This is a genomic window from Providencia sp. PROV061, from assembly GCF_011045655.1.
In the GTDB taxonomy this organism is placed as follows: Bacteria; Pseudomonadota; Gammaproteobacteria; order Enterobacterales; family Enterobacteriaceae; genus Providencia; species Providencia hangzhouensis.
The window spans coordinates 4372174-4384897 of record NZ_CP042861.1; the positions used below are offsets into that span (position 1 = coordinate 4372174).

11 protein-coding genes are annotated in these 12724 nt (G+C 40.7%); 3 read left to right on the forward strand and 8 right to left on the reverse strand.

What is annotated here, in order from left to right; all coding sequences use genetic code 11:
• Position 1: 1 nt before the first annotated feature.
• The 7 genes from FVA72_RS20220 to lptM form a co-directional block, all read right to left on the reverse strand.
• Entirely contained in the window at positions 2–1426 is a 1425-nt protein-coding gene (locus FVA72_RS20220) for a hypothetical protein (RefSeq protein ID WP_110591035.1), read from the reverse strand.
• Between the two features lie 200 nt (positions 1427–1626).
• Entirely contained in the window at positions 1627–3789 is a 2163-nt protein-coding gene (gene uvrD / locus FVA72_RS20225; RefSeq protein WP_110591034.1) for a DNA helicase II, read from the reverse strand.
• Between the two features lie 87 nt (positions 3790–3876).
• Positions 3877–4593 carry a 5-amino-6-(5-phospho-D-ribitylamino)uracil phosphatase YigB gene (yigB, locus tag FVA72_RS20230; protein ID WP_004906059.1) on the reverse strand — a complete coding sequence of 239 codons (717 nt, stop codon included), beginning with the start codon at positions 4591–4593 and terminating at the stop codon, positions 3877–3879.
• On the reverse strand, positions 4593–5522 hold the full coding sequence (gene xerC / locus FVA72_RS20235; RefSeq protein WP_094962481.1) for a tyrosine recombinase XerC: 930 nt from the start codon (positions 5520–5522) through the stop codon (positions 4593–4595). Before xerC ends, yigB begins: the two co-directional genes overlap by 1 nt.
• Positions 5504–6208 carry a DUF484 family protein gene (locus tag FVA72_RS20240; protein WP_004906061.1) on the reverse strand — a complete coding sequence of 235 codons (705 nt, stop codon included), beginning with the start codon at positions 6206–6208 and terminating at the stop codon, positions 5504–5506. Before FVA72_RS20240 ends, xerC begins: the two co-directional genes overlap by 19 nt.
• 24 nt (positions 6209–6232) lie before the next feature.
• Positions 6233–7057, reverse strand: coding sequence for a diaminopimelate epimerase (dapF, locus tag FVA72_RS20245; protein WP_094962463.1), 825 nt, complete (start codon positions 7055–7057; stop codon positions 6233–6235).
• 21 nt (positions 7058–7078) lie between these two features.
• Positions 7079–7264, reverse strand: a complete 186-nt coding sequence (gene lptM / locus FVA72_RS20250; protein WP_110591033.1) for an LPS translocon maturation chaperone LptM — start codon at positions 7262–7264, stop codon at positions 7079–7081.
• Between the two features lie 235 nt (positions 7265–7499).
• On the opposite strand from lptM, the gene cyaY reads away from it, so the two are divergent.
• Positions 7500–7817: an iron donor protein CyaY gene (cyaY, locus tag FVA72_RS20255; RefSeq protein WP_004906066.1), complete on the forward strand. Its 318-nt coding sequence runs from the start codon at positions 7500–7502 to the stop codon at positions 7815–7817.
• Positions 7818–7860: 43 nt separating this feature from the next.
• On the opposite strand, the gene FVA72_RS20260 is transcribed toward cyaY, so the two are convergent.
• Positions 7861–10434, reverse strand: a complete 2574-nt coding sequence (locus FVA72_RS20260; protein ID WP_094962461.1) for a class I adenylate cyclase — start codon at positions 10432–10434, stop codon at positions 7861–7863.
• A 592-nt stretch (positions 10435–11026) separates the two neighbouring features.
• Here FVA72_RS20260 and hemC point away from each other — a divergent pair.
• Complete coding sequence (gene hemC, locus FVA72_RS20265) at positions 11027–11971, forward strand: hydroxymethylbilane synthase (RefSeq protein ID WP_110591032.1); 945 nt, start codon at positions 11027–11029, stop codon at positions 11969–11971.
• On the forward strand, positions 11968–12723 hold the full coding sequence (locus FVA72_RS20270) for a uroporphyrinogen-III synthase (protein ID WP_094962459.1): 756 nt from the start codon (positions 11968–11970) through the stop codon (positions 12721–12723). The genes hemC and FVA72_RS20270 overlap by 4 nt, the downstream gene beginning before the upstream one ends.
• Position 12724: the final 1 nt, after the last annotated feature.

Here is a 12724-nt window from a genome sequence, read left to right on the forward strand (position 1 = left end):
CTTAGCAGAATGCAGTTCTTCCAATACCACCACAAGAACAACGTGCCACTGGGTTAAGAAGACTTACCTGCCCTAGGTTTTTATTTACTTCACTATTCCCCTCTTCCGCCGATTGGAAAGCCGTAATTCGTTCTGAAATTAATTCGCTTTGAATTACGGGTTGAACTAATGTATTACCATCTTGATTTTCAATCATTTTTTGAGAACGAATTGACCAGTGAAGTTCAACATCTTTGATAGTTTCTTTAATGCTATGCATTTCTTCATTATATCTTTTAATATTTAAAGATAGATGATTTTTAAAAGGCCCTGAATTCACTTCTAATTCGCCTTGTTTTTCCATTTCAATATTTAGCTTATCAATATATTGATTTAATTCGTCTAATACTTTTAGTAAATTTGATTCCTGTAGTTCACTTATCCTACTTAACTCATTTAATACATGCTTATCTTTTGCTATGCTAGGGCTTTCTACTCTATACAATGAAATATTTCTACGTAATGACCTTATTTCTTCTATTTCTGAATTAGTTTTATGTTCGTTCAACTCACTTAGGCCTTTAAACACATTTAATTGTTCATCAAATACTTTTACATTTTTATGAACTTTTTCCTCTAACATTCTCATCGAATCATCTATCTGTTTTTGGCTATATTTATCAGTAACAACCGAACTGGAGCCCCAAGCTCTTCCTTTATTTAATAGCTGTACTGAACGAGATTTCAAATCATTTATAGACGAAACAAATTTTTCAATTTCATCATCTATCTCTTTTTTATTTTTTATTGTCTCAATTTCTATGTTATCTAACTGTAAATCAATTTTTCGTTCATCTTCTAATAACTTAGATGCTCTATTTTTCAATGATTTTAGCTTAGCGTTATGATAATTTATTGAGATAGATACAATACCTGTTTTAACTTTATTAAACGAAGTATTTAGATGGGTTATTTCATTATTTATCTTTACTAAAGTAGATTTTTCATGATTTAACATACCCTCTTTTGTCTCATGAGGGATTTTTTTGATTACAAAAATACTTTCTAGTAGTTTATGGTCACCACCAATATTTTTATTTTGCTTATTTATTTCCAACTCTATTTTATACTTAGAAAACTTACTAGCCTCAAAATATAAAATCTCATTACCGATATTTTCCTTGTTATATTTGCTAGCAAGATTTTTCATTGCTAGTAAATTACCTTCAAAAAATTTAATAGCTTTATTTACCTCATCTATTTTAGCGGTCACTTCACTATTTATATTTGTTTTTTCAGATAAATATTCATAGCCATATTCATCTTGAATTTTCATTACTAATGAAGACTTCAGTTTCTTAATTTTATTTAAACGATTTTCAGCAGAAAAAATTAACGAGTCTATTTTTTTAAAATCATAACTATTTAAATTAAAATCAATTTTCATATTAATTCCTTTGATTTTCATATAATTAAAAACATAATTTGATATCTATATTGCGTTTTTATCTTATATTAAAGACAAAGGAGTGACTAATTTATTATTTGTATAATAAAAACAAATTATAATTATTTTAAACCTATATTTCATTTAAATAAATAAAGTAGAAATATTATTCAGATTTCTACTTTATTTATACTTGTCTATTACAGTTTCTCAAGCTTCGCATATGAAGCCACCAGCCACTTAATTCCTTGGCCTTGGAAAGCGATTTGTAAACGACAGTGTTCACCACTACCTTCAAGGTTAATAATCGTGCCTTCTCCAAATTTAGGATGAACTACACGCTGCCCTAATGCATAACCCGAATCATTTTGGCTAATCGGGGTACCAAGGCGTTGATGGCTAACTGGTCTTGAAACCTGCGCTCGCAAACGAACTTCTTCAACACACTCGGTTGGTAGCTCACCGATAAAACGAGAAGGCCTGTGATAAACTTCTTTGCCATATAAACGACGACTTTCAGCGTAGGTGATAGTCAGTTTTTCCATTGCTCGGGTAATACCGACATAAGCAAGGCGACGTTCTTCTTCAAGACGACCACTTTCATCCATCGACATTTGGCTTGGGAACATACCTTCTTCCATTCCCACAATGAATACAACTGGAAACTCCAGGCCTTTAGCCGAATGCAAAGTCATCAATTGAACGGCATCTTGACTAACATCCGCTTGTCCATCTCCTGCTTCCAATGCTGCATGAGAAAGAAAAGCCTGCAATGGCATTAAGTCTTGGTCTTCGTCTTGATAGCTGAAATCACGGGTTGCATTGACTAACTCTTCCAAGTTTTCAATTCGAGCCTGTGCTTTTTCGCCTTTTTCTTGCTCATACATCGCTCGTAGGCCTGAGTCGTTAATCACTCTATCAACTTGAACGTGTAATGGCATGTCTTGGGTTTCTTTAGCTAATGCATCGACTAATTCTAAGAAACGCTCGATTGCAGCGGCTGCCCGACCTCCCAACACCTGCTCGCGAAGTAAGTACTCACAACTTTCCCATAATGTTAGTTGTTGATCCCGTGCAGTTTGGCGAACAGTATCTAATGTTCTATCTCCGATGCCACGTGTTGGTGTATTGACCACCCGCTCGAAGGAAGCATCATCATTACGATTTGCTATTAATCTTAAATAAGAAAGTGCATCTTTAATCTCTTGGCGTTCAAAGAAACGTTGCCCACCATAAATACGATATGGCATAGCACCTTGGATGAGCGCCTCTTCTAATACACGAGACTGTGCATTACTCCGGTACAGCATGGCACAATCTTGTAGGGCTCCACCATTTTCATGCCATTGTTTAATGCGCCCAACCACATAACGTGCTTCATCTAACTCATTAAAAGCGCAGTAGAGGGAAATGGGTTCACCATCTCCGCCTTCTGTCCATAAATTTTTCCCTAAGCGGTCACTGTTATTCGCGATCAATGCGTTCGCCGCTTTTAATATATTATTCGTTGAACGGTAGTTTTGCTCAAGGCGGATAGTTTCTGCACCAGGAAAATCATTGAGAAAGCGCTGGATATTTTCTACTTGAGCCCCACGCCAGCCATAGATTGATTGGTCATCATCACCAACAATCATGACTTTGCCAGTTTCCCCAGCGAGTACACGGATCCATGCATATTGGATATTATTGGTATCTTGGAATTCATCGACGAGAATATTCGTAAAGCGCTCACGATAATGCTGTAGTACATGGGGCTTGTTTAACCACAGTTCATGGGCACGTAATAATAGCTCAGCAAAATCCACCAGTCCGGCTCTATCACAGGCTTCTTGGTAAGCTTGGTATACTTTTAGCCATGTGGCTTCGACTGGGTTTCCGTAAGCTTCAATGTGCTGAGGACGCAAACCCTCATCTTTTTTACCGTTTATGTACCACATACCCTGACGTGGTGGCCATTGTTTTTCATCTAAATTCATCGCCTTAAGTAAGCGACGAATTAAACGGTATTGGTCATCACTATCGAGAATTTGAAAATCCTGCGGTAAATTGGCATCCATATAATGTTGGCGTAATAAACGATGCGCTAAGCCATGGAATGTTCCTATCCACATACCGCCTTCACTAGTACCAATCAATTGATTGATTCTATGGCGCATTTCTGCTGCCGCTTTGTTCGTGAACGTCACTGCCATAATTGAAAATGGGGAAGCATTTTCCACAGACATCAGCCATGCAATTCGATGCACTAGCACCCGAGTTTTACCACTACCGGCCCCCGCAAGGACAAGTAAATTGGTACGCGGGGCGGCAACCGCTTCGCGCTGTTTGTCATTAAGGCCTTCAAGCAGATAAGAGACGTCCATAGTTACCATCAAAGCAAAACAGTGGTTAATACCACTGTGAGGTTATTAACAATGGCTATTGCCACTGTATTTTTATACAGGAAATAATTATACCAATGATAAGAGAGAATCCAACCGCGAAATTTCTACATGCGGTAATAAACGACCCTCTTTCTCTTCCATCAGTGTTTTTTGTTCTGTGTTTATCCAGCAAGCTTGCATACCGCTGTTAATTGCACCTTCAACATCCGTTAACAGGTTGTCCCCGACATGAAGAATAAATTGTGGCTCAATTTCAAGTCGCTTTGCTGCTAAACGATACATATCACAAAATGGCTTTGAGCGCCCATCAGGCCCCGCTTTCAATACAAATTGAAAATATTGGCCTAACCCACATGCTTCCGGCTCTGCGTTACCATTAGTAATCGCCACCAACGGAACTTTTTCTGCAAGTTGGCACAATGTTTCATGGGTGGATTTCGGGACATCAATTCTATTTCGCCAATATGTGAAATGCGCCATGATGTCATCCGCCCCTTTTTGTGCCGCTTCTTTCGAGTAACCATAATGGCAAAGCATCATTTTGGAAGAGAGCCAACGCCAACGTGATATATCATGATAAATATCAGGCTCTTGTTCTTCAACAAGACGGCGAAAAGCATAAAGATCTTCATTACTAAAATGATTAAAGCGCGGATCATATTCACGAACAAAACGTAAAACTTCTTCTTCCGTTTTATCAATAACTGGGTGGTTATCGTAAAGCGTGTCATCCAAATCAAACGTGATCGCCAGAATGGGTGATAACGGACGGTAAAAATGCATTAAGGTTTCTCCCTCTTTGCTCTCGGATGAGCCACATCATAAACGTTTGCTAAGTGCTGAAAATCAAGGTGCGTATAGATTTGTGTTGTCGATAAATTTGCATGCCCAAGAAGTTCTTGCACTCCACGTAAATTCCCACTTGATTCAAGGATATGTGTCGCAAAAGAGTGGCGTAATTTATGGGGATTAATGTGGCTATTAACCCCTTGTTTTATTCCCCATTGCTCAAAACGTTTCTGTACGTTCCGATTCGAAATACGTTTACCGCTTTGGGTTGAAATAAAAACGGCGTCATCTTCAGGGTCATAGAGCTCTCGCATCTCAAGCCAACGTTGTAGCCAACTCACCGCAGTTTTACCCATTGGCACTCTGCGCTCTTTACTCCCTTTCCCCATTACCCACACTTCGCCCGTATTTAAATCAAGATGGCGAACATCTAGCCCGACTAGTTCAGATAAGCGTAACCCCGCGCCATACATCACTTCAAGCATCGTTCGGTCACGCACAACAAGAGGGTCGCCGCTATCCATATTCAAAAGTTGGGAGACTTCATCCACATCCATATTCTTAGGAAGTCGCTTTTTGGATTTAGGGGCATGGATTGCTTTTGCGGGGTTTGCGGGTAATTCCCCCTGGTGTACCATCCAATCAAAAAAACTACGCAGCGATGATAACCGCAACGCCATACTTGCTGCTTGTAAACCCGATTTACGACTTTTAGCCGCAATATTGCGCACAATCGTCGCATCCACTTTTTGCCATTCGTGGATATTTAATGAGACTAACATTTCCACAATAACGCTCAGTTGGCGACGATAGTTAGTAATAGTAACCGGACTTAGCCGGCGTTCAACACGCAGATAATACAGAAAGGCCTCAATTTGGCTCATCAGCCCTTCCGGCTGGTTTTTTACAGGCGTTCTATCCATTGGCATAATAACCTCGGTAGAATTTGAGCGACTTTCTCCAACATGACCGTTCCCATACCATGTTGATAATGTTCACGATCACGGCTAGTAAAGATGACCATACCTGATTCACCATGATGACCAAACAATGAAATGGCGACTGAGCCGACATTTAACGCATCAGGTAAAAGTAGTTGGATTTCAGGGCCATTTAACCGGCCGAGGTAGTTACGCTTATCACCAAAGCGTTGAATCCTCACGGGTTCAAAAACACGACGCGAGATAACTAATTGATGTGCATCCAAAGGTGCAGACAAATGCCAACTGTCACTAAACAAGCGTACCTGAGCACCGGATAAACCCAGTTTTTTTGCCCAACGGTTTAGCGCTAACAGCATTTGCTGTAAACTTTCTGCTGATGACATTTCAATCACCAACACTAACAACTCATCAAAAAGCTCTACATTTTCATGAGCTTGCTCAACCATAAACCGAATATCTTGTTCGAGCTCTTTGATTTTCAACCGTTGACGGCTCATGACTAACTCAGGCAATGAAATCGCTTCCCGCACAACATGTGGGACTTTTAGTTGCTCCAACAGCTGTGCATTACGAAGAAAAAAATAAGGGTTTTCCGTTAAATAGCGCACGACATCAAGCTCATCAATTTGATGAACCATTTCCTGTGCTTTTTTGGTTTTATCCATTTTTTCCTCTTCGGCTATTCAAAATTAGAGTTGAATGACCCCATCATAAACATGCGTTGCAGGACCTGTCATATAAAGAGGTGACCCAGGACCTTCCCAAGAAATATCTAATGAGCCCCCCGGCAAATCGACTTTAACCCGCTTCGCTAGTAGCCCTTGAGTAATCCCAACCGCGACAGCTGCGCATGCTCCGCTACCACAAGCTTGAGTTTCCCCTGCTCCACGTTCATAAACGCGCAAGCGAATATGGTCAGCACTGATAATTTCCATAAAGCCAATATTGGCACGTTCTGGAAAACGCTCATGATTTTCTAAAGCGGGGCCTAAAACTTCGACTTCTGCCGTATGAATACTTTCAACTTGAATGACACAATGCGGGTTACCCATTGAGACAACCCCACACAGCACTGTACGTTCTTGTGCTCGAATAATATAGGTCTTTTCTTCTTTAACTGCGCGAAATGGCACTCTCTGTGGTTCAAAATCAGGTTCGCCCATATTAACGCAGACATCATCATTCTCATTTATGGTTAATGTCATACGACCCGACTGAGTGCTGACTTTTATTTTTTGCTTATTCGTTAAGCCTTTGAGCCTAACAAAACGAGCAAAACAGCGGGCTCCATTACCACATTGAGCGACTTCACTGCCATCCGCATTAAAAATACGATAATGAAAATCAAGGTCAGGGTCATAAGGGGCTTCAACTAATAATAATTGGTCGAACCCAACGCCTGTATGCCTATCTGCTAACCGACAAATCAATTCAGGCGAAAAATACACATTTTGTGTAACGCCATCAACAACCATGAAGTCATTGCCTAAGCCATGCATTTTAGAAAATTGCATTTCACGCTCCATAGAGGCGACTTACTGATTATTCGTGGTTTGAGCATGCTCTTTGGCAGTACTGTCTTGTGCGGTAGATTGCACATCAGATGCCTTAGCCGGAGCTGCAGTTTCTTCCGGCGGAAAATACAACGGGCCTTTTAAGCCACAGCCAGAAAGGGTAAATAAAACAACTAGTGCACTAAGCCCAATTAAACTTTTTTTCATTCTTTTTCGCCCGTAATACTCACTTTTGACATCTGATATTTTACACAATAACAGGAGTGGCCTCGCAAATCACGCCTGTTTATCCAGCATGTTAATATTATATACTTTAGGCTAAATTTAGTCTGAAATTTTTAGCGGGTATGCTGAGATTGACCCCAATGCAGGTTCCCTCCTATAATTTCAATTAACAATAATAATTTCCATTAAACCATTGTGAGCAAACAGGAAATTAATCGTGAATGACAGCGAATTTCATCAGCTAGCAGAAACGCTACTGAGCACCATCGAGGAGCATTTAGATAATTATGAGGGTGATGCCGATATTGATTGTGAAATCAATGGTGGTGTGATGACTCTTAGCTTTGAAGATGGCAGTAAAATTATTATTAACAAACAAGAGGCATTCCACCAAATATGGTTAGCAACTAAACAGGGTGGGTACCATTATGATTATAAACAAGGTAATTGGGTTTGTGACCGTTCAGGGCATGAATTCAAAACTAAACTAGCCGAGGCAATTGCTTTTCAAAGCCAAGAGCCCTTTTCGTTCTAAGCTTTACGAATTTATACGGTGGGCAGCGCAAAACTGCCTACCATCAATAATAATGTGCTTGTGGGTGCTGTGGTTGGCTAGATTGCCTTTCATACCCAACGTCATCATCTTCTGCCGTAAATGGCCATGTCGCACCAGAAAATGCAACAACTTGGTTTTTACCATCTTGATTAATGATTTGGTAAAACTGCGGTAAATTGAAATTGATAAAGTTTGCACCATAGGTAAACCGGTCGTGGGAAGAAGAATAGAATTTACTCACGTCACGGACGAGGTCTTCTTTTGACCCTTCACAGTGGGAATAAATTTCAACCCGATTTGCTTCATCTAAAACGTAAATATTAAAACCGGTGTTATCTGCGGTATTTTCAAAGAAAAACTGTACAATCCCTTCACTTGCATAACCATCGACAACAGCAGGCAAATGGTTATCACCCTTCGCCTGAAGTTTAACTGGCCAGCCATGTAGTTTGTTATGGGAGATAGCCCCATAGAACTCAACGGCATTTTCAAGTTTTTGCACAGATACATTTAGGCGCTCAAAGAATAAACCCCACGTCTGCCCGGCAATACGTAATGCTTTAAAACGCCCAGGGTCATTTCGGTTGCTTGATAAACGCAGTTCTACACACTCCGATACCAGCTGTTGTACACGGGTACGAATCAGCCCGCGTAAGTGCTCACTATAACAAAACACTTCAACTGCTTCAGGAGGTGATGCATCTTGATGCATTTTCCCTAAAATGGTCTTAAGTGCTTCTAACATGCATTGTTCTCCGCTGAAATGTAACGTTCTTACCTCATTCCACGAATTACGATACAACAAATCAATACTACCAATCAGACACCGTTGTGATTCTCCAAAACTGAAAATATCCAGTTTTCTAAAATCAACATGGACGACTTGCTCAGAATATACCTGTGTTGGGTCTTTTTCTAAGTTAACAATGATTGCAAGATGGCGGATTTCACAAGGGCTATAAAGCGCTTTTGGCGTTGGAGCGGGTAACCTGATAGGGAAATGGCTTGATACATCATGCATCAACTCAAGCAGCTTTCGTTCATCACACTGAGACTTCCCGTTATGCATATAAACCTGAGTATTCTCAGTCAACAGGCCGTTAAAATATGCCCATGCCACTAATTTATTTAAATAGCGATTATATTCAAGAGGTTGATGACCAATAATGGCCTCAATATTTGGCGCTTGGTTATACAAATACCAACCACTACGGTTAGCTCTCCCCTCAGGTACATAAATAAAGGTGAGATGCGCTTCGCTCAAATCAGGTGAAATTTGTGGATTAACTAATGTCACCTTACCAGGGAGCGCCTCGAAAGCCGCATATAATTTACGGGTTAGTACCCCAATATCTTGTGGGCTTGCACTAACACTTAAATTATTTCTACGCGCAAAGCGAATGAGATTACGATAACTTTGCATCATCGTATCAAGTAACTCGTTGTGTGCCTCACGGACACGCTCAATTTTCCATTGATTACGTGTGTCGAGAATAGACAAACGTTCTGCTCCCCACCCCCATGATTCAACCAATTGAGACAACACATCACGGCGCCAGCCTGAGCATGTGTTATCCTCTTTTTCAGATAGTTTTTCACATACTTTTAGGTAGAAACAACGGCGGATAAGGTCAAGACGAGTTAGATCATTAATTTCAGTCAGGTAACGTGTCACACGCTCTAACATCAAACAGTATGAGTCCAAGCCATAACACACAATTTCGCCTGCATGTAAATGACGCTTAAACTCCATCGCTAATAACTTACCGTTAGGGTAATCCCATGAATAGGATTCCAGTAAAATACTCTTCAATACGGCTTTATAGGGGGAATCAACACTTTTGTATAGCTGCCATAGACTTGCACCGAAGTATTCCGCCGCAGAAAGCTCACTTAAACCACCTAAATCAAGCCATTCATTCGGTGTTAGCACGCCTTGTGCATATAGCCCCATAACATATTCATCGTAATGCTGCTCTTCTTCAACTGGCACCATAGTCCACAGCAAACGTTTACCCGCCATACGTACAGCTGTTCGATAAAATTCATCTAACAATAAGATATGTTGCGTTGAACCACAGTTTTCCCCACCAATATGCCCACTAGCATGATGGCGAAAACGATTTTCATCGATTAAAAAAACAGTGACATCAATCCCCAAAGACGCAGCCCACTGCTCAATTAAGGTACACTTCTTTTGCAAAAAACGTTTTTCTTCGTGGTCCAACCAAGAAGGATGGCAAACCCAAACGTCAATATCTGAACACTGACTTTGCCCAACAGATGAAGTGCTTCCCATCGAATAAATACCCGTAATAGGTAATTCGCCATTCGCTTCAGTTTCAATCGTGGGTAAAAAACGTTCGAAAGGTGCCAACCATTTTTTTTGCTCTGTATCAGGAGAGAAAAAACAGACACCATGGGGGACATTACCTTCAATAAAACCAGGTATCATTGGATGATGATAATGAAACAAGACAGGCAGCAAGCTATAAACCTTCGAGAAGGTTTCACTCATAGAAGCTGTTGCACGTTCTAACCGTAATTGGTTTATCGCATCCAGTCTTTGTTTTAAGGTTTCAATATAGAGATACAAAGGTTACGCCTGATTGAATGAAAGTAATACAAACCTGAGAATTTCCCAGCACCCAACAGATAGAGATAGATTTAAAATAATTTTCAAATGGATTGTCGGAAACGTGATCAATTTAACACCTTGCATCAAAAGGGTAAAGTAGATCACATAATTTTATACGCTTATTTTTGATACAAAATGCTTTTCAACATATTGTATAAAAAGGCTTTTTATTTTTTAATCTATAAAATATCCCTTGTTTTTCAATGGAATAATTTCTTTTTACCCAATTGTTTAGTAAAACAGCAAAATCAAACGATATTAAGTACAATACGCACAGTGTCTGCGCTTACTCGCTTCAACACGAATTAATACAAACCGCAGAGTGTTTCACACGAAAGATAGCACGATAAGCTAAAGAAATTGCTTAATAGCTATTCTAGGTCATCTCATTTTGAATCGCGTTCTTGCATCATGGAAGAAAAAGTAAATCAGTTATCAACAATTCAGAGAGTGGTTTTGCGCCTAACTGGAAAAAATATCCTTAACATGTTAAAACTAAGGCCAATTGTATGGTTAATCTGCGGCATTTTTCGCCAGAGAAAACAGTAAAATGACATCAACAAATATCGTGCGTATTGCAACGCGCAAGAGCCCTTTAGCCCTATGGCAAGCGCACTTTGTCAAAGACAAATTAGAGCAACTTCACCCAGGTTTGCTGGTTGAACTCGTGCCTATGGTGACAAAAGGCGACATCATCCTTGATACACCTCTCGCGAAAGTTGGCGGGAAAGGGTTATTCGTCAAAGAATTAGAACTTGCCTTATTAGAAGGGCGCGCAGACATTGCCGTTCATTCGATGAAAGATGTCCCTGTTGAATTTCCTGAAGGCTTAGGATTAGTCACGATTTGTGAACGTGAAGACCCCCGAGATGCCTTTGTCTCAAACCACTATGACAACCTTGAGGCACTACCAAAAGGCAGTATTGTCGGAACATCGAGTTTGCGTCGTCAATGCCAATTAAGGGAGCTCCGCCCTGATTTAGTCATTCGTGACTTACGCGGCAATGTCGGAACACGCTTATCAAAACTAGATAACGGTGAATATGACGCCATTATTTTGGCCGTTGCAGGGTTAAAACGTTTGGGGTTAGAAACTCGAATTAAAACCGCCCTTGCCCCTGAACAATGCTTGCCTGCCGTTGGCCAAGGTGCTGTCGGCATCGAATGCCGTTTAAATGATAGTAAAACCCGTGAGTTACTCGCGAAACTAAATAATGACGCAACATCGACCTGTGTTCTTGCCGAACGAGCAATGAATATGCGCCTTGAAGGTGGTTGCCAAGTTCCCATTGGCAGTTATGCTATTTGGCAAGATGACAAAATATGGCTACGCGCCTTGGTTGGAGCGCCAGACGGTAGTGTGATTATTCGTGGAGAACGACGAGTTTCACCAAGTGAAGCTAACCAAGCAGGGGTATCATTGGCTGAAGAATTACTTGAACGCGGTGCAAGGGATATTTTGGCGGATGTCTATCAAGGAAACCCGCCTGCATGAAAGTGCTTGTCACTCGCCCTGAGCCCGCATGTTCAGAGCTGATCACGGCAATCACCACCAAAGGGGGGGAAGCCTTCGCCTCTCCTTTAATTCGCATAGGGCCCGGTGCTGAATTAAATACCCTTATTCCTCAACTTGATAGCCTTACTGCGAATGATTTAGTCTTTCTTTTATCTAAAAATGCAGTCGAATATGCAAATTTAACACTTGAACAAATGGGGCGTAGCTGGTCAGATAAGTTATCTTACTACGGAATTGGCCGCTCTACAGGGCAATATTTTCAGCAAGTAACCGGAAAAGACATACGTTGGGCGGAGCAAGGCGAAACCAGTGAAATACTACTGACACACCCTGAGCTTCAATTTCTCGAAGGGAAAAACGCCCTGTTATTACGTGGAAATGGTGGGCGAGAGCTTCTCGCGTCAACATTACGGGCTCGAGGTGCGCAAGTCAGTTATTGTGAATGTTATACAAGGTACCCGGTTGATTATGATAAAGCTCTGTTCAATCAGCAGTGGTTTCAAACCGGTATTACAGATGTTGTGATCACGAGTGGTCAAATGTTAGCCTTGTTAGAAGAATTAATCACTGAAGAATACCAAACTTGGTGGTTTTCCCGCCGCCTACTTGTCGTCAGTGAACGGATTGCAGACCAAGCCCGCAGAGGCGGATGGCAAAAGGTCTGTGTAGCTAATAGCGCAGATAATAATGCTTTATTAGAAGCATTAATTTCAATCGATATGGGATGCTAAT